The sequence below is a fragment of the Lysobacter korlensis genome, assembly GCF_042434515.1.
Window position 1 is genome coordinate 1 of sequence record NZ_JBHLTG010000008.1, and the last position, 17,276, is coordinate 17,276.

Genomic DNA, 17,276 nt, shown 5'->3' on the forward strand with positions numbered 1-17,276 from the left:
GGTCAGCATTCAGGTCCGCCGCCTCCACCACCAGCCGCTCCGCCGCCGCGGTGAGCATCGCGATCGTGACCGTCTCGCTCGGAGTGCCCAGCCCGGTCCGGATCGCATCCGCCGCCACGACCGGAAGCGCCCCAGCCGCGACCGCACGCCCCACCGGTGCCAGCCACGCCGTGCCGGTCCCATCCCACGGCGCAGGCGCCGCTTCAACCGTCGCGGTGTCACCCTCGGGAGCCGGAGGCACCAGCTCCGCTTCCTGCATCACCTTGCCCACCCGCACCAGGGTGGCCGCCTCCCGCCCCGTGGAGCCGATCAGCTGCTGCACCAACGACTCCGCCGTCCGCGCACCGGTGCGCTGCGCCAGACCCGCATAGCCAAGCTCCGGCCGAGACCGCCAGGCGACTTCACCCGCGGTCGCCGCGGAACTGGCCCGAACCATCCGGTCCACGTCGGCCAGCAGCCGCTGCACCTGCATCAGCTGGTCGTCATCCAGCGGCGCCAGCTGCTCCCGGCTCGTCGGCAGCTGCGACACGGTCGCTTTCGCTTCGACGAGGAGGTCCACCACTGCTGGCATGCCTCCATTCTCCCACGGGGAGAACGTTTGTTCTACCGGATGTGGAGAACTTCTTTCCACAGATTTGCTGGTGAAGCGGCACTTTCTTCCACACGTGGAGGAGAGGTGTCAGCCGAACCACCTGCTACGCGCTGACCCGGACCGCCCTCGCGCCGGTCACCTCGACCAGCCGCCCGGGGGAGATCGGGAACACCGCCCGTGCGCTCCCGGCGGCTGCCCACACCACCTCCAGGGCCAGCAGCGAGGCGTCCAGCACGGTCGGCAACGGCACCACATGCCCGAACGGCGGCACACCGCCGATGCTGTATCCGCTGGCATCCTTGGCCTCACGCGCCTTCGCCATTCGCACCGGCATGCCGAGCTCCGCGGACAGCACCTCGACATCCACGCGGTTCGGCCCCGACACCAGCGCGAGCAGCGGCGACTCGTCCGCCATCAGCACCAGGCTCTTGACGATCGCCTCCACCGGCGCACCGACCGCCGCGGCGGCCTCCGCCGCGGTGTGCGTGGAGTCGTCCATGACCCGCACGTCCAGGTCGCCGGCACCGAGAGAGGATGCCGCAGCAAGGAAGCGCACCACTCCGGCGTCGGAGGCGACATTCGTCATCGCTCGATCGCGTCCTCGCGCTCGAGCCGGTTCTGCTCGGTGATGTCCTCGCTGCCCGGCCAGTCGGTCTCCGCCTCGAGAGGGTCGTCGAACTCGATCAGCTCGAGGGTGCCGTCCTCCACCCGGAAGCTGTGGACGGACCCGTTGGGGATCCGCTCGATCTTCATCCCCGGCTCGACGGTGTCGAGCACGGCGCGGATCACGCCGCCGTGGCTCACGACGAGCAGCGCCTGCCCCGGTCGCGCCGCCGCGAGCGCCAGCAGCTCGGGCAGCACCCGTTCGGCGACCTCGCCCCGGGTCTCCCGCCCCGGCACGGGGGCACCATCGGGGTAGCGGGCGTCCACCTCGTCGCCGGTGAGCCCCTCCGCCTCGCCGTAGTTGCGCTCCACGAACGCCGGCACGATCTCCGGCTCCCCGAGCCCCACCTCGGAGGAGATCAGCCGGGCGGTGTCGAGCGCCCGGATGAGCGGGCTGGCGAGGATCCCGTCCCACTCACGACGGGCGAGCAGTCGGCCGGCCGCGGTGGCCTGCCGGCGTCCGGTGTCGTTGAGCGGGATGTCGGAGCTTCCCTGGATGCGCCGTTCGGCGTTCCAGTCGGTCTCACCATGGCGAACGAGGTAGAGCAGCGTCATCCGGATCCTTCACGAGAGAGGACGACGTCGCTACGCGGCCAGGTGCTCCCGGAATGCGGTCAGGGTCTCCGACGTGCCCGCAGCAATCTTAACGGTGGCGCGAAGGTCGCCCTTCGTCTCGCCGCGATTGATCACGATGATGGGCAGCCGGCGGCGCGCGGCCTGCTCCAGCAGCCGGATGCCGGAGTTGACGACCAGCGACGAGCCGGCGATCACGAGCGCTTCAGCGGTGCGGATGAGCGCCGCCGCCTCGGTGAACTTCTCCAGCGGCACGAACTCCCCGAAGAACACCACGTCGGGCTTCAGGATGCCGCCGCAGACGGTGCAGTCCGGAACCTCGAACCGGCCGATACCGCGCACCTCGACGTCGCCGTCCGGGGCGAGCTCCACCGCGCCCGGCTCGTCGAGCCAGGGGTTGAGCGCGTCGATCTGTGCTGCGACCGCGTCGCGGGCGAACACCTGACCGCATCGGAGGCAGTGGGCACGGTCCATTGAGCCGTGCAGATCGACGACGCGGCGGGATCCGGCGCGCAGGTGCAGGCCGTCCACGTTCTGTGTCACCACGCCGGTCACACGGCCCGCGACCTCGAGGTCGGCGAGTGCACGGTGTCCCTCATTGGGCGCTGCGGAGCGGAACGCCTTCCACCCGAGATGGCTGCCCGCCCAGTAGCGCTTGCGGTAGTCCGGACCCTGAAGAAACTGCTGGAACGTCATCGGGGTGCGCACCGGCGCGCCCTCGCCGCGATAGTCGGGGATGCCGGAGTCCGTGCTCACACCGGCGCCGGTCAGCACGGTGAACCGGCGACCGGTCAGGATGCCGATGGCCCGGTCGATGTCGGCGGCCGCGGCCCGGTCCCGCTCGGGAAGGGGGATCGCAGGAGGGACTGTACTGAGCACGCCCATCACCTCGCTTTCCGGACTCCAACAGTAGGCGGGTCGTTTTTCGGATATGTTTCCGATTGCTGAGCGAAGGGAAGTGCGCCCGTGCGGATCGTTCCGGTGACCGACCTCACGGACCGCTCGGATCCCGGCCTCGCCGACTATTCCCGCCTGACCGATGTCGCGCTCCGCCGCAGGTCGGAGCCGGCCGGTGGCCTGTACATCGCCGAGTCGACGAAGGTGATCCAGCGAGCCCTCGCCGCCGGCCACCGTCCGCGCAGTGTGCTCACCCTCGAGAAGTGGCTGCCCGATCTCGATCCGATGCTCGGCGACGCCGACGTGCCGTGCTTCGTCGCCCCGGCCGAAGTGCTCGAGGAGCTCACCGGCTTCCACCTGCACCGCGGAGCGCTGGCGGCGATGCACCGGCCGGAGCCGGTGCCGGTTGCCGAGCTGCTGCGCGACGCGACCCGCGTGGTGGTGCTTGAGGACATCGTCGACCACACCAACGTCGGCGCGATCTTCCGGTCCGCGGCGGCGCTCGGGGCGGATGCGGTGCTGGTCAGCCCGAGCTGCGCCGATCCGCTGTACCGCCGCAGCGTCCGGGTGAGCATGGGCACGGTGCTGCAGGTGCCGTGGACCCGGCTGCACTCCTGGCCGGGCGGCCTGGACGAGCTGCGGGAGGCCGGCTTCACGGTCGCCGCGTTGGCGCTGAGCGACGACGCCGTGCCGCTCGACGCGTTCGCCGCGACGGCGCCGCCCCGGGTCGCGCTGCTGCTCGGCACCGAGGGCGACGGCCTCACCTCGCACGCCCTCGACGCCGCGGATGTGGTGGTGACCATCCCGATGCGCGGCGGCGTGGACTCGCTCAACGTCGCATCCGCCAGCGCCGTCGCCATCTGGGCGCTCACGCACTGACGCTGGAACGCTCAGCGCGGGCTCGGCAGTCCGAGCAGATCTTCCGCGCTCCAAGCCAGCTCGACGTCGCGTCTGCCGTCGTCGGCGAGCCCGTCCTCGAGGTTCCAGAACGCCGACAGGATGCCGCGCACCCGGATCCAGCGGATTGCCCGCTCGAGATCGACGCCCGCGGCGCTCACCGCCGCCTCCGTCAGCTCGGCGAGCTTCGTCGGCGAACCGGTGTCGGTCATGAGGTCCCGCACCAGCGAGAAGGTGTCGAACGCGGGGTCTCCCAGCGCCGGCTTCGGGTCGATGATCCGCCAGCCATCGCCGTGGCGGAGGATGTTTCCCGGGTTGAGGTCTCCGTGCAGCAGCGCTTGCGCCGGTGCGGTTCTGCAGAGGCGGTCGAACTCGTCGATCGCCTCGTTCCCGGCGCCCTCCGCGACCCCAGCGTCCCGCAGCAGCGCACCGGCGGCGTCCTCAGCCAGCCGGTCGACGAACGGGCGATACTGCTCTGCCAGTGCCGGCACGCCTGATGGCGGGGGAGCGGCCAGGAGACGGCGGTGCAGCTCCGCTCCGATGCCGACCGCCTCGATGTCGGGGATGCCGGCGTCCGCCAGCGTGGTGCCTGGGTCGAGCCGCTCCAGGAGCATCGCCCACGACCATGCGTCCTGGTCCAGCACGCTCGGCGCCAGGTCTGCCGGGAGCCCGTCAAGCAGCACAGCCTCCCAGATCGCCTCCTCATGCGGGAATCCGATCTTCAGCACCGCCGGCGAGCCGTCCTGACGCCGCACGGCGGCGACGACGGCCGCTGCGGTGGCGGGGAACACGTGCGCCTCCGACAGGTGCCAGCGGTCCAGCATCGATCCGAGGATCTCGGTCGCGACGGCGTCCCAGGCGGGCTTCGTGGGGTACGCGTCGATCGCGCTGCGCTCGAACGGGGAAGCCACGCGCCCACCCTACGCGGGATGCGTTCACGGCCTTCAGGGGAGGGCGCGGAGGTAGCGCTCCAGCCGTTCATTCCAGTCCGGAACCGCGAAACCGCTCGCCTCGATCTTCGTCAGGTCGAGAACGCTGTTCAGCGGACGCGGCGCGGCGGCTCGCGACGCGAAGTACTCCGTGGTGGTCACCGGCGTGACCCGGTCGGGGTCGTGCCCGCGCAGCGCGAACACGCGCTTGGCGATGTCCGCCCACGAAGCGGGTTCGCCTCCGCTGGAGACGTTGTACGTGCCGAACGGCGCCTGGGTGCCGAGGAGGTGCAGGATCGCGGCGGCGATGTCGCCGGTGAACGACAGCCGGCCGACCTGGTCGCTCACGACCGCCGGGTCGATCCCGCGGTCGCCGAGCGCCGCCATCGTGCGGACGAAGTTGTTCCCGTCGCCGATGACCCAGCTGGTCCGGACGATGTAGTGACAGGGGAGCGAGCCCACGACCGCGTCACCGGCTGCCTTCGTCTGACCGTAGACACCTAGCGGCGTGAGCGGCTCATCCTCGCCGTGAACGGCCCGCCTGCCGTCGAAGACGTAGTCGGAAGAGAGGTGCACCAGGGTGATCCGGTGCTCGCGACAGACGGCGGCCAACCGTGCGAGACCACGGACGTTGCTCGCCCAGGCCTCAGCGCGGCCCTCGGGCGTTTCGGCCTCATCCACCTTCGTGTACGCGGCCGCGTTGATGACCACCGCGTAATCGCGCCAGGTGCGGCCGTCCAGGGCGCGGGGTTCGCTGAGGTCCAGAGCACGCCGTCCGGCGAACTCCGCGTCCGGGAGCAGAAGGCGAAGGGCACGGCCCAGTTGGCCATCGGCCCCGAGCACGAGGATCCGACGCGGCGGCACGGGGGCGACGTCGCGGAGCCTCGGGTGCGCCCTGTCCTTGTCACTCACCGCTGCCTGCGCCAGCGGGATCGGCCAGTCGATGGCCACCGTCTCGTCGCCGAGGTTCACGAACGTGTACTCGGCGCTGGGGCTCCAGTGGTGGTTGACCAGATAGGTGTAGGCGGTGTCCGGCTCCAGCGTCTGGTATGCGTTGCCGACGCCTCGCGGCACGAAGACCACCCTGGACGGGTCGACCTCTGCGGTGAAGACGGTTCCGAAGTGCGGCCCTTCGCGCAGATCCACCCAGGCGCCGAAGATCCGGCCGGCGGCCACCGATACGAGCTTGTCCCACGGTTCGGCGTGGATTCCCCTGGTGGTGCCGGCCGCGGTGTTGAAGGACACGTTGTTCTGGACGGGACCGAAGTCGGGCAGGCCGGCCGCGGTCATCTTCTCGCGCTGCCAGTTCTCCTTGAACCAGCCGCGGTTGTCGCCGTGCACCGGGATGTCGAGCACCACCAGCCCCGGAATGCTCGTCGGCGCGACGGTGATGTCGCCGCTCACTGGACGCGTCCTTCCGCGGCATCCAGAGCGACCTGTCCCTGGGCGGCGTATCTCGCCTCCGTCGTGGCCTTCTGCGGCCCCCACCACGCCTCGTTGTCGCGGTACCACGCGATGGTCGCTTCCAACCCTGCGCGGAAGTCGCTGAAGCGGGGCCGCCAGCCGAGCTCGGTGCGCAGCTTCGACCAGTCGATGGCGTAGCGGAGGTCGTGCCCCGCCCGGTCGACGACGTGATCGTATGCATCGGCCGGCTGACCGACCAGCTCGAGGATGAGCTCGACGACCGCCCGGTTGTTCTGCTCCCCATCCGCACCGATGAGGTACGTCTCGCCGAGGACTCCGGACGTCAGGATGGTCAGCACCGCTGAAGAGTGATCGTCGGCGTGGATCCAGTCACGCACGTTCTCCCCGGCGCCGTACAGCTTCGGTCGAACGCCGGTGAGCACGTTCGTGATCTGGCGGGGGATGAATTTCTCGACGTGCTGATACGGACCGTAGTTGTTGGAGCAGTTGCTGAGCGTGGCCCGCAGACCGAAGGATCGCACCCAGGCCCGCACCAGTAGGTCGGAGGCGGCCTTCGTCGACGAGTAGGGACTGGACGGGTTGTACGGCGTCGACTCGGTGAACCGCTCGGGGTCGTCGAGTTCCAGGTCGCCGTAGACCTCGTCCGTCGAGATGTGATGGAACCGGGTCCCGTGCCGCCGGCAGGCCTCGATCAGCGTGTAGGTGCCGATCACGTTCGTCTGGAGGAACGGGGCGGGGTCGTGCAGCGAATTGTCGTTGTGCGACTCTGCGGCGAAGTGCACGACGGCATCGTGCGTGCCGACCAGCTCATCGACGAGCTCGTCGTCGGCGATGTCGCCACGGACGAACGTGAACCGGTTCGGCGGCAGCCCCTCCAGTGAGGCGACGTTGCCCGCGTACGTCAGCTTGTCGAGCACGGTCACGGTGAGGTCGGTGTTGCGCAGCACGTGGTGCACGAAGTTCGAGCCGATGAACCCGGCTCCGCCGGTGACGACGATCGACCTCATTCGCGGCGCCCGCCGTCGAGCAGTCCAAGGAGGTATTTCCCGTATCCCGACTTGACCATCTTCTCCGCCCGGTCCCGCAGCTCGTCGTCGGAGAGGAACCCCTGGCGCCAGGCGACCTCTTCCGGCGCGCCGACCTTCAGGCCCTGCCTGCGCTCGATCGTGCGCACGAATTCGCCCGCGTCGCTCAGGGAGTCGAAGGTCCCGGTGTCCAGCCACGCGGTGCCCCGGGGCAGCACCTCCACGTGCAGCTTCCCGCGTGTCAGGTACGTGGTGTTGACGTCGGTGATCTCAAGCTCCCCGCGCGCCGACGGCTGCAATCGCTCCGCGATCTCCACCACCTCGCTGTCGTAGAAGTACAGCCCGGGCACCGCGTAATTGCTCTTCGGAGCCGCGGGCTTCTCCTCGAGCGAGACCGCGCGGTTGGCGTCGTCGAACTCCACCACGCCGTAGGCGCTCGGTTCGGCCACCCAGTAGGCGAAGATGGCGCCGCCGTCGATCCCGTCGAAGCGCTTCAGCTGATTGCCGAGACCCTGAACGTAGAAGATGTTGTCACCCAGGATCAGCGCGACGGTGTCGCCGCCGATGAAGTCCCTGCCGATGAGGAACGCCTGCGCGAGGCCTTCCGGGCGAGGCTGCGTCGCGAAGCTGATGGAGATGCCGAATCGGCTGCCGTCGCCGAGGAGCCGCTGGAACTGCGGTGCGTCGTCCGGCGTCGTGATCACGAGGACGTCCGTGATCCCCGCGTTGATCAGCGTCGAGAGCGGGTAGTAGATCAGCGGCTTGTCGTACACCGGCACGAGCTGTTTCGAGATGCCCAGCGTGATCGGGTGCAATCGCGTGCCGGATCCACCGGCGAGGATGATCCCACGCACAGAGCCCTACTCCCGCCTGTCGCCGGCACCCGTCGGATGTCGGGATCACCAGCGTATTTGGTTTGCCGGGCGCGCCGGGGATCCGGCACCTCACGTCGCACGGCGCCGCCCGCGATGCTGTGACCACCATCAGTCCCCTCCTCCGCCAGGCGGTTCGGGCAGAATGGGCGGATGCACGGTGCACCCGAACACCTCAACACCGCCGACGACTCTTGGGCCCGAGTCGAGGACTCCTGGACTGCAGACTGGAATCCTCGCCTCGTCGCCTTCGACCTCGACGACACGCTGGCACCTTCCAAGTCGCCGGTCGAGCAGCCCATGCTGGACGCCCTGCGAGCACTGCTCGGCCTCGTCGAGGTGTGCGTCATATCGGGCGGACAGATCTCCCAATTCCGCCTGCAGCTCGTCGACCGCCTCGACGATGCCGACGGAGCGCTGCTCCGGCGCCTGCATCTGATGCCCACGTGCGGCACGCAGTACTGGCGGTACGACGGCTCCGGATGGCGCCAGGAGTATGCCGAGAACCTCACCGAGAGCGAGATCGATGCCGCGCTCGCCTCACTGACGGCCAGGGCCAAGGAGCTGGACCTCTGGGAGCAGAAGACCTGGGGCCCCATCCTCGAGAACCGTGGGTCGCAGGTGACCTTCTCCGCCCTCGGTCAAGCGGCACCGGTTGACGCGAAGCGCGCTTGGGATCCGACGGGGGAGAAGAAGGGGGCACTTCGAGCGGCGGTCGCGCGGGATCTGCCGGATCTGGAGGTGCGCTCCGGCGGCTCCACCTCCATCGACATCACCCGTCGGGGGATCGACAAGGCGTACGGGATCCGGAAGCTCGTCACCCTCACCGGGATGAACGTGGATGAGATGCTCTTCGTCGGCGATCGGCTCGACCGCGACGGGAACGACTTCCCGGTGAAGGCAACCGGCATCCGGTGCCACGCGGTCCAGGGCTGGGAGGAGACGGCGGACCTCATCCGGCGGATCGTCTCGGCCTGTTCCGCAGCGAGCGCCGAACCTGCATTCCGGCATTAGCCCCCACCAGCTGGTTCGTGTGATCGAGGAAGGGGACGCCCCGTGCAACGGATAAGCGTCATCATCTGCAACTACAACTACGCCGATTTCGTCGGTCGATCGATCGACAGCGCACTGGCGCTCGAGTGGCCGGACGTCGAGGTCATCGTGGTGGACAACGGCTCGACCGATTCGTCCCGGGAGGTGATCGCCGGCTTCGGCTCGAGGATCCGTGTCCTGCTGCAGGAGAACATGGGGCAGCGGGTCGCCTCCAACAACGGATTCGCGATGTCCACTGGCGATGTCGTCATGTTCCTGGATTCCGACGACATGCTGGTGCCGTCGCTTGCGCCCGAGCTCGCCAAGATCTGGCGGCCTGGCGTGAGCAAGGTGCAGTTCCAGCTCAAACGGGTCGACAGCCAGGATCGACCCTTGGGATCGGTGTTCCCCAAGTACCGGACGGCTCCGTCGCCGGATGAGATCCGGCGCTGGGCAGAGGAGACCACCGCGTATCCGACGCCGCCAGGATCCGGCAACGCCTATGCGCGGTCGTTCCTCGAGCGGATCTTCCCGCTCGACGACTCCACGGGCCAGTTCTCCGACTCCGCGTGCCTTGCCGCCGCTCCATTCCTCGGTGACGTGCTCACCATCCCCCAACCGCTCGGCCTCTACCGGGTGCACGGGCGGAACGACAGCAATCTGCTCAACGACCCAAGCCGCTTCCGGCGAGAGGTCGAGCGTGCCCGCGCCCGCTATCTCTTCAGTACCCGCGTCCGCGGGAACGGCCGTGCACCGGCCGACGAGCGCCCCCTCCGCCGCAGCCGTGAGCTGCTGCAGCTCCGGATCGCCGCCGTGCGGCTGTCCCCGGAACCCCCGGGCCTGCCTGGGGACACGCGGGCCCGGATGCTGTGGGACGCCGTCAGGTCACCGCTGCATCCCGGCCCGGAGGATCTCACGACCCGCCTGCTCATCGCGGCCTGGTCGGTGGTGACGCTCATTGCACCTCGACCTCTTGCCAGGAGACTGATCCGCCGGCGCTACAACCACTGACTGCCCCGGCACGCACGCCCGGAGCGCAACCGCGCGTCAGGTAGGGTCACAGTCGAGATGCCCGCGCCCGTCCCGAGAAGCAGGTGATGCAGCGATGACCCGAATCGCGCCGATCGTGCCCGTCCCGATCCGCTCAGGCCGCCCGTGACCGGAGTACTGGTCCACGAGTGGATCGCGCAGTCCGGCGGCTCGGAGAATGTGCTTCAGGTGATGGCGGACATCTACCCCGATGCCGACATCCTCTGCCTCTGGAACGACTCGACCGGGCGCTTCGATCCCCGCCGAGTGCGGGAGTCGTGGCTCGCTCGCACGCCCCTTCGCAAGAGCAAGGCGCTTGCGCTGCCCTTCATGCCGGCGACCTGGGCTCGGCGGCCGGGAAGGGACTACGACTGGGCGCTGGTCAGTTCGCACCTCTTCGCACACCATGTGCGGTTCGACAAGCGAGACGTGCGGCGCTACGTGTACGTCCACAGCCCTGCCCGGTACATCTGGACGCCGGAGCTCGACCGGCGGGGTTCTGGGCCCATCGCGCGATCCGTCGCCGCGGCGCTGAAACCACTCGACCGGCGCCGGGCGCGCGAGACGCGGGAGTTCGCCACGAACAGCGAGTTCGTACGGCGCAGGGTTGCCGATGCCTGGGGTGTGGAGGCGCGGGTGATCCACCCACCGGTCGAGGTGACCCGAATCCAGCAGACCGAGGACTGGGCCGCGGAGTCGAGTCCAGACGAGACGCAGGTGCTCGACTCCCTGCCGCCCGAGTTCGTGCTCGGAGCTTCGCGGTTCATCCCCTATAAACGACTGGAAGAGGCGATCCGTGCCGGTGAGGTATCCGGTCTTCCGGTCGTGATCGCCGGCAATGGGCCGGAGCTCGACTTCCTTCGAGCCCGTGCCGAGCGGAGCTCTGTGCCGGTGCAGTTCGTGCTGTCGCCATCCACGCCGATGCTCTACGCCCTGTACCGGCGATGCTCGGTCTTCGTGTTTCCTGCGGTGGAGGATTTCGGCATCATGCCCGTGGAGGCGATGGCCGCCGGGGCACCCGTCGTCGCGAACGCGATCGGTGGCGCGGCGGAGTCCGTCGTTCCCGGGGTGACCGGCGCGCTGACCGACTTCGCCTCGGACCGCGACGTCGAGCAGGCGGTCCGGGACGCAATGGCGACCCAGCGGAACGACCGGCTTGAACGGGCCCGCACCTTCTCCCGGGAACGCTTCGTGCGAGAGGTCGAAGGATGGGTCGGCGCGTGAAGCGGCCACGGCGCGTGTACGTGAACGAAGCGTTCCGCCCCCAGCGGGTGAGCGGGCAGCAGCGGTATGCGACGGAGATCTCCGATCGTCTGCCGGCCGGCTTCGTCCGGCTCCGCCCGGAGGGCTTCTGGGCGAGGTCGAAGCTGCACACCTGGCTCTGGGTGCAGACCGTGCTCCCGCTCCGCAGCCGGCGGGGTGTGCTCATCTCGATGACAGCGAGAGCACCACTGTGGCACCCCCGGCATGTGCTCGTGGTCCACGACCTGTTCGTGATCGAGCACCCGGAGTGGTTCTCCCGCACCTACCAGCTGACGCACGCCCCGCTGCAACGGCTGCAGATGTCGACCGCCAAGGCGATCGTGACGGTCAGTGAGCCCGTTGCCGCGCAGGTGCGGAAGCAGTGGCCGAACGCGCACGTTCGGGTCGCTCCGAACGCGCCCAGTCCGGTCTTCTCCGAAGCCGGTCCCAAGGACCCGCACGCCCTCGCCGTCCGCGGACTCACCCCCGGGCGGTACCTCGTGACGGTCGGCAGCCTCGAGCCCCGCAAGAACCTGTCGCGGCTGGCTGCGGCCTATGCCGAGCTCTCCGAAGCGCAGCGTGCCGCACTCCCGCTCGTCGTCGTGGGCGGCAGCGCAGACATCTACCGGGATGCCGCGGTCGCGTGGCCTGCCGAGGTGCAGCTCGCCGGCTACGTCTCCGATGACGAGCTCCGCGCACTGTACGGCGGAGCGGCAGCCGTCGTGTTCGTCAGCCTCGCGGAGGGGTTCGGCCTGCCGCTCGTCGAGGCGTCCGCAGCCGGCACCCCGCGACTGATCGTCTCCGACCTCGAGGTGTTCCGGTGGATCTGTCAGGACGCGGCCACCTACGTCGACCCCACCTCCACCGCAAGTGTCGCCGCTGCCATCGCCGAGGTCGCGGACGGACTTCCACCGGGCACTGGAAGAATCGATCCGAACCGCTTCAGCTGGGAGGCGAGCGCGGCGACGATCGCGGCCACGGCGACCATCGGCTCGGGCCGGAGCACTCCGCCGGCACGAACTGCGATCGAGGCGCATCCTGCAGCAGAGGACACGAGGAAGAATGGCTGACGAATCCGCAACCGACGGACACCGGGTCGCGGTCGTCCTCGCATCCGCGGGACGACCCGCCCTCCTCGGCGAGACGATCGCCGACCTGGCCAGGCAGACACGCGCCCACACACTCGTCGTGTCGGTTCCCGATCGCGCCAGCCTGCCGGAGCACGGCACGCCACCGGGCGTGCAGGTGGTGTTCGACCGAGGTCTGACCGCCCAGCGCAACGCCGGGCTCGCCGCCGTGCCGGACGCCGACTTCGTGTTCTTCTTCGACGATGATGCGGTCGTGCGTGAGGACTACCTGGAGCACGGTGTCCGGTTCTTCGTGCGGCATCCCGAGGTCGTCGGCATCACCGGCCGGGTCCTGCTGGACGGAGCGGCCGGCGACGAGATACCGCGACCGGAGGCGGAGGCCGCCCTTTCCGAGAGCGGTCGTACACCGGCGAGGCGCCGCTGGGCGCCGAGCCGTGAGCTGTACGGCTGCAACTTCGCGTACCGGCCTGCCGACGCCGGAGGAGAGCGATTCGACGAGCGCCTCCCGCTGTACTCGTGGCTGGAGGACCACGACTTCGCACGCCGTTTACTGCGTCGCGGGCGACTGGCCAAGGTCGAGGATTGCGTGATCGTGCACCGCGGCGTGAAGTCCGGCGGCCGGGTCGCTCATACCCGGCTCGGCTACTCCCAGATGATGAACCCCCTGTACCTGCATCACAAGGGGAGCTTTCCGGCGTGGCTGGCGTTCCGCGAGATCGTCCCGCGCTGCGGCAAGAATCTGGTTCTGGCCGTCGCCGGACCCGACGCAGGCTGGCGACGGGAGCGGCTGAAAGGCAACGCGGCCGCCCTGCTCGATGCGATGCGCGGCCGCTTCACCCCGGAGCGGATGCTGGAGTTCTGAGATCGCCTCGGGACGGGACCTCGGCCTCATACCACCGGCGCGATGAGTCCCTCTTCCACGAGGCCGTCCGCGCCGCGATAGGTGCGGGTGCGGTCGCTGAGGAACACGCGATCCTGCAGGTCGTCGTACGCCGCGTACTCGCTGGTGTGCTGCTCGCGATAGTCCTCCTGCGCGATCTTCGCCAGCGACAGGGACGTGAACTTCAGGTGGAGCAGAACGCTCTGCGGCTGCGCCGACTGCTGATTGAGCGAGCGCGGCCAGAGCTCGTGTGCTGACTTCAGGAAGGCGTACCCTCGCCGCCAACGGACGAGCGGCGTCTTGTTGAGCGCGGGCCCGTCCCACACGTCATCGAACAGCTCACCCCGGACGCCGCCCTTGATCCACGTGGTGCCGGTCGCCGGGTCCTTGTCCGAGACGTAGCCCGACGCATCGTACAACCGGCACACGCCAAGCGGGTCGCCGCCCGGGGTCACCACGTTCTCCTCGCCAGGCCGCTCGCTGTACATGTCGAGCAGCAGCGCGTGCAGCGCCCGCTGCCCGCGCGATTGCAGCAGGGCGCACAGCTCGGGCAGGGTCGTGGCGGTGCCCGCCGCGAAGTCGAGGAACTCGTCGGCGTCGACATAGAGCACCCACTTGCCGTCGCAATGCCGGTGGAGCACCTCGTTCACCCAGTCGTTGGCATACCGCGCCCGCCGATACTCCCCGGCGGACCGGTACCAGGAGATGTCCTGCTCGCCCGAGATCAGATCATCGAGGCCGTCCGCGGACCCGTTGTCGATGAGAATGAAGTGGTCGACGCCGAGCCCCCGGTAGTACGCGAGCAGGCTCGGCAGCCTCCCCACCTCGTTCCGAACCGCCATGACCGCGACGATGCCCGCGTCGGCGAGAGACGGGCGGACATCACCCGGCACCAGCTCCCGGGCCTTCCAGACTCTGCGCAGATGTGCCTTCACGAATTCGACGCTGTCGAAGCGCAGACGTCGTGCCAGCAAGGGCAGGTTCGGAACAGCCAACCGTCGGCATCCTTCCGTCCGCGATTCGGGCGCGCTGTACCCAGGGTACCCGCCGCCGGAGCGGCCATGCCCGCCCGGCGACCGTGCAACCTGTTACCGTCTGTGTACAGCACGACACCCGGGTGCCAGGAGGCGGTTTCGCGGATGTCGACATGAGACCCTTGAGGCCGAATGAACCTTCACGACTACATCCGCATCATCCGGCGCGGCTGGTGGCTGATCGCCCTTCTCGCGGTCCTCGGAGCGTTCGCCGGTCTGGCCCTGGCCGCGATCGCCACGCCGACGTACCAGGTGGTCTCAACAGTCTATGTGACGAGCGTCGGTGCGGGGACGGTCGGGGAGCGGCAGGCAGGCAGCGCGTTCGCGAGGGAACGGGCGGCGTCCTACGTCGGCCTCATCGAGACCAGCACGGTGCTGGAGCGCGCGGTGGAGGAGCTGAACGACGGAACGACCGTGAATCAGCTGCGAGGGGCCATCGAGCCCGCTCTGCAGCTCAACACCAGCCTGATCGACATCAATGGCAGCGGCAGCGATCCCGAGCAGGTCGCGGCCTGGGTGAACACCGTTGCGCAGGCGCTGTCCGCCGAGGTCGCCCGGCTGGAGGCCGCGAACGAGCAGCCCGCGCCGGCGACGCCGGGCACCCCTGTCCCGGTCGATTCACCCGTCGTGGTCAGCGTCGTCGGAGCCGCGGAGGTGCCGACCGTGGCGGTGAGCCCGCAGCCCCGCTACAACGTGATGGTCGGCGGCGTGGTCGGATTCGCCCTCGGACTCGCCGGGCTCATCGTCGCCCACTCCATCGACACCAGGATCCGCACGCTGAGCGATCTGCCGCGCTCGAGCGGCCTCGCGAGCCAGACCACGATTCCGAGCCGACGTGCCCGTGGCTTCCGGCGCGGCGCAGGCGATGCACGGGTCGAGGCGTTCCGGACGCTGCGTGCGAACCTCCAGTTCGGAACGCGGACCGGCGGGTCGATCGCCGTGGCGGGCGTCGACAGCAGGGCGAACGCGATGGCCGTGGCTCGTCAGCTGGCGGCGGCGATCGGCGAGATCGGCTCGCGAGTGGTCGTCGTGGACGTCGACTTCCGGCGCTCCGGCTCCACCAAGGACGGTGTCCAGGCCGCGCTGGGGCTGGCCGACGTGCTGCGAGGCTCGGCCACGGTTGCGGACGCCACCACCCCGGCCGAAGCCGAGAACGTGTTCACCATTCCAGCCGGTGCCGCCGACGGCACAACCGCGCAGCTGCTGAGCATGCCGCAGATGGCCGACATGCTCGACGAGCTCGAGCGTGACTACGCCTACGTGCTTCTCGCCTGCCCTCCGGTGATCGAGCGGTCCGAGTCCGCCGTCATCGCCGCGCAGGCCGATTCGGCACTGGTCGTGATCGAGGCGGGATCCACCAAACGCTCGTCATACCTCTATGCGATGGAGCTGCTGGCCGGGGTCCGCGCCGCATCGATCAGCGTTGTGCTCGAGAACGTCCGGGAGATCGATCTCTCCGCCCGTGCCCGGGCGGGCGAGCTCAGCCCGCTGTGATCGGAAGACAGCTCGGAAGACAGCATCGCCGGCAGCCCGGGGATCTCCCCGGCTGATCCCTCGATCGCGGCAGCCCCCGCGCGGACCAGGCGGCCTAGTGACGTGCGCGACGCAGCTCGGGAACGGTCAGCGATGGTGAACGCCCGGCGTTCATTCCTGCATAGGCGAGGGCGCCCAGTGACATCCAGAGGACCCCGCTCGTGTCCCCGAGGTCCGGCCCCGCGATCACCTTCGTGATCAGCACCGCGGTCAGCGCCCAGATGACCGGACGGAACTCCCGGTAGGGGATCGCGCTTCGGACGATCGCCCAGACGGCCGATGCGAAGAGCACGGTTCCCACGATTCCCGTGGTGCTCAGCAGGGCGGCGACGAAGGATGACGGCCGGTGCGCGCCGAGGCCAACGCCGAACCCGAGTGTCTCGAAGACGATCCCGTACGAGCGCTCGTCGGCGCCGGAGCGGTCCTCGAACGACGACGACGAAACCTTCTGGTCCACCACCTGCTCCACGGTCTCAGCGGCCCAGGGAAGCACCCAGAGCGCCGCGACGGCGGCGGCCGTCGCCGCGAGAATGGCCAGACGCGGCAGCCCCCCGCGCTTGATGAAGATGTGCGCGAGGAAGGTGAGGCCGACCAGCACCACGAGCGCGACGCTGGCGACCACGAACGTGGCGGAGGTGGAGATGCTCGCCATGAACGCCGCCATCGCCGCCACCGTCAGCACACCCGCTCGATGCAGTCCTGCCACCTGGGTCGCTCGTGACAGCGAATAGGCGATCGAGACGAGACAGGTGCCTGCGAGACCCGCCGGCTCCGACAGGATGCCCCGGAAGCGCGGCGCGCCACCGGGCTCCGTCTCGATCTTCACGAAGAGCGGGGAGTTGTCGAACAGGCCCTCGGGAAATGGGAGACCGAAGGAGATGCTCAGGTACCTCCAGAACGACAGCACGGTGACGAGGGTCGCTGCCCAGCCGATGACCTGCGGCCCCAGCCCCGGCGTCCTCGCCAGGAAGAAGACCACCGCCAGTCCGAGCAGCAGGTAGAGGATCTGCGCGATGTTCGAAGTCGTCAGCGTCCCGGCTTGCAGCTCCTGCGTCGTGCCGTCGGACCTCAGCGTCTCGGTGCCCTCGAAGATGAGCGGGGCGACCAGCGTCACGAAGATCGCCCAGACGGCGAAGAGCAGCAGCGGCACCGCACCCGGGAAGAGCGCATAGCTGAGGCGCTCCGTGCGGCGGGTGCGCCCGAGGAATCTCACAGCGACGCCGAGCAGGGCACCGACCGCTGCGAGGTAGAACGTGGGGAGCGCCACACCGTTCAGGAAGAGCCCCGCGCCGACCGGGGTCGCCCCGCCGATCGCCAGCGCTCGCCAGTACCCGTGCCGCGTGACGGCTGCGAAGAGCATCACGGCGAGGAGCAGCGGCGTGAGGGTCGTCACAGTGTTCTCCGAATGGCTTCCGCCCGGGTGTGAGGACGCACCGGGATTGATGTTCCAGACGAGTCTGGCACGGCTGCAGCAGCCGGATGCGGAACTTGTGACATCACCTCGTGACCCGGCCGCATCTGACCGGGACGGAACCACAGGCCGGCCGGTCTACAATTGGCGCACG

17 protein-coding genes are annotated in these 17,276 nt (G+C 69.2%); 7 read left to right on the forward strand and 10 right to left on the reverse strand.

All coding sequences use genetic code 11. The features are described from left to right. The 4 genes from ACFFGH_RS26470 to ACFFGH_RS26485 form a co-directional block, all read right to left on the reverse strand. Window positions 1-571, reverse strand: a 571-nt coding sequence (locus ACFFGH_RS26470; RefSeq protein WP_386673981.1) for a hypothetical protein, incomplete at its 3' end; no start/stop codon positions are given. A 124-nt stretch (window positions 572-695) separates the two neighbouring features. After that, window positions 696-1,178 carry a YbaK/EbsC family protein gene (locus ACFFGH_RS26475; RefSeq protein ID WP_386673983.1) on the reverse strand — a complete coding sequence of 161 codons (483 nt, stop codon included), beginning with the start codon at window positions 1,176-1,178 and terminating at the stop codon, window positions 696-698. Beyond that, window positions 1,175-1,810, reverse strand: a complete 636-nt coding sequence (locus ACFFGH_RS26480) for a histidine phosphatase family protein (RefSeq protein ID WP_386673985.1) — start codon at window positions 1,808-1,810, stop codon at window positions 1,175-1,177. The genes ACFFGH_RS26475 and ACFFGH_RS26480 overlap by 4 nt, the downstream gene beginning before the upstream one ends. Window positions 1,811-1,840: 30 nt before the next feature. Further along, a complete protein-coding gene (locus ACFFGH_RS26485) occupies window positions 1,841-2,707 on the reverse strand; it encodes a Sir2 family NAD-dependent protein deacetylase (protein ID WP_386673986.1) in 867 nt (288 codons plus the stop codon). A 102-nt stretch (window positions 2,708-2,809) separates the two neighbouring features. Here ACFFGH_RS26485 and ACFFGH_RS26490 point away from each other — a divergent pair, with 102 nt between their 5' ends. Next, window positions 2,810-3,604: a TrmH family RNA methyltransferase gene (locus tag ACFFGH_RS26490; protein WP_386673987.1), complete on the forward strand. Its 795-nt coding sequence runs from the start codon at window positions 2,810-2,812 to the stop codon at window positions 3,602-3,604. Window positions 3,605-3,615: 11 nt separating this feature from the next. On the opposite strand, the gene ACFFGH_RS26495 is transcribed toward ACFFGH_RS26490, so the two are convergent. Genes ACFFGH_RS26495 through rfbA form a run of 4 tightly spaced genes read right to left on the reverse strand, consistent with a single transcriptional unit; the run spans window position 3,616 to window position 7,855 of the window. Continuing rightward, window positions 3,616-4,533: an aminoglycoside phosphotransferase family protein gene (locus tag ACFFGH_RS26495; protein ID WP_386673989.1), complete on the reverse strand. Its 918-nt coding sequence runs from the start codon at window positions 4,531-4,533 to the stop codon at window positions 3,616-3,618. Window positions 4,534-4,566: 33 nt separating this feature from the next. Next, window positions 4,567-5,955, reverse strand: a complete 1,389-nt coding sequence (locus tag ACFFGH_RS26500; protein WP_386673991.1) for a sugar nucleotide-binding protein — start codon at window positions 5,953-5,955, stop codon at window positions 4,567-4,569. Then, on the reverse strand, window positions 5,952-6,983 hold the full coding sequence (gene rfbB, locus ACFFGH_RS26505; protein WP_386673993.1) for a dTDP-glucose 4,6-dehydratase: 1,032 nt from the start codon (window positions 6,981-6,983) through the stop codon (window positions 5,952-5,954). Before rfbB ends, ACFFGH_RS26500 begins: the two co-directional genes overlap by 4 nt. Further along, window positions 6,980-7,855, reverse strand: a complete 876-nt coding sequence (gene rfbA / locus ACFFGH_RS26510; protein ID WP_386673995.1) for a glucose-1-phosphate thymidylyltransferase RfbA — start codon at window positions 7,853-7,855, stop codon at window positions 6,980-6,982. Before rfbA ends, rfbB begins: the two co-directional genes overlap by 4 nt. 171 nt (window positions 7,856-8,026) lie before the next feature. On the opposite strand from rfbA, the gene ACFFGH_RS26515 reads away from it, so the two are divergent. The 5 genes from ACFFGH_RS26515 to ACFFGH_RS26535 all read left to right on the forward strand — a co-directional run bounded on the left by ACFFGH_RS26515 (window position 8,027) and on the right by ACFFGH_RS26535 (window position 13,126). Next, window positions 8,027-8,887, forward strand: coding sequence for an HAD-IIB family hydrolase (locus ACFFGH_RS26515; RefSeq protein ID WP_386673997.1), 861 nt, complete (start codon window positions 8,027-8,029; stop codon window positions 8,885-8,887). A 42-nt stretch (window positions 8,888-8,929) separates the two neighbouring features. Continuing rightward, window positions 8,930-9,916, forward strand: a complete 987-nt coding sequence (locus ACFFGH_RS26520; RefSeq protein WP_386673999.1) for a glycosyltransferase family 2 protein — start codon at window positions 8,930-8,932, stop codon at window positions 9,914-9,916. Window positions 9,917-10,060: 144 nt separating this feature from the next. After that, window positions 10,061-11,158 carry a glycosyltransferase gene (locus ACFFGH_RS26525; protein WP_386674001.1) on the forward strand — a complete coding sequence of 366 codons (1,098 nt, stop codon included), beginning with the start codon at window positions 10,061-10,063 and terminating at the stop codon, window positions 11,156-11,158. Next, window positions 11,155-12,246 carry a glycosyltransferase family 4 protein gene (locus ACFFGH_RS26530; protein ID WP_386674002.1) on the forward strand — a complete coding sequence of 364 codons (1,092 nt, stop codon included), beginning with the start codon at window positions 11,155-11,157 and terminating at the stop codon, window positions 12,244-12,246. Before ACFFGH_RS26525 ends, ACFFGH_RS26530 begins: the two co-directional genes overlap by 4 nt. Then, a complete protein-coding gene (locus ACFFGH_RS26535; RefSeq protein WP_386674003.1) occupies window positions 12,239-13,126 on the forward strand; it encodes a glycosyltransferase family 2 protein in 888 nt (295 codons plus the stop codon). The genes ACFFGH_RS26530 and ACFFGH_RS26535 overlap by 8 nt, the downstream gene beginning before the upstream one ends. Window positions 13,127-13,152: 26 nt before the next feature. Here ACFFGH_RS26535 and ACFFGH_RS26540 read toward each other — a convergent pair whose 3' ends face one another. Next, entirely contained in the window at window positions 13,153-14,139 is a 987-nt protein-coding gene (locus tag ACFFGH_RS26540; protein ID WP_386674005.1) for a glycosyltransferase family 2 protein, read from the reverse strand. A 171-nt stretch (window positions 14,140-14,310) separates the two neighbouring features. Between ACFFGH_RS26540 and ACFFGH_RS26545 the strand changes: the two genes are divergently transcribed. After that, window positions 14,311-15,672 carry a Wzz/FepE/Etk N-terminal domain-containing protein gene (locus ACFFGH_RS26545; RefSeq protein ID WP_386674007.1) on the forward strand — a complete coding sequence of 454 codons (1,362 nt, stop codon included), beginning with the start codon at window positions 14,311-14,313 and terminating at the stop codon, window positions 15,670-15,672. A gap of 94 nt (window positions 15,673-15,766) precedes the next feature. Here ACFFGH_RS26545 and ACFFGH_RS26550 read toward each other — a convergent pair whose 3' ends face one another. Beyond that, entirely contained in the window at window positions 15,767-17,104 is a 1,338-nt protein-coding gene (locus ACFFGH_RS26550) for a hypothetical protein (RefSeq protein ID WP_386674009.1), read from the reverse strand. Between the last annotated feature and the right edge of the window lie 172 nt (window positions 17,105-17,276).

Excerpts from the sequence above, each read along its gene's own strand:
- ACFFGH_RS26515 (WP_386673997.1), top strand. The coding sequence starts at position 8,027 with ATGCACGGTGCACCCGAACACCTCAACACCGCCGACGACTCTTGGGCC.
- ACFFGH_RS26545 (WP_386674007.1), top strand. The coding sequence starts at position 14,311 with ATGAACCTTCACGACTACATCCGCATCATCCGGCGCGGCTGGTGGCTG.
- ACFFGH_RS26535 (WP_386674003.1), top strand. The coding sequence starts at position 12,239 with ATGGCTGACGAATCCGCAACCGACGGACACCGGGTCGCGGTCGTCCTC.
- ACFFGH_RS26480 (WP_386673985.1), bottom strand. The coding sequence starts at position 1,810 with ATGACGCTGCTCTACCTCGTTCGCCATGGTGAGACCGACTGGAACGCC.
- ACFFGH_RS26475 (WP_386673983.1), bottom strand. The coding sequence starts at position 1,178 with ATGACGAATGTCGCCTCCGACGCCGGAGTGGTGCGCTTCCTTGCTGCG.
- rfbB (WP_386673993.1), bottom strand. The coding sequence starts at position 6,983 with ATGAGGTCGATCGTCGTCACCGGCGGAGCCGGGTTCATCGGCTCGAAC.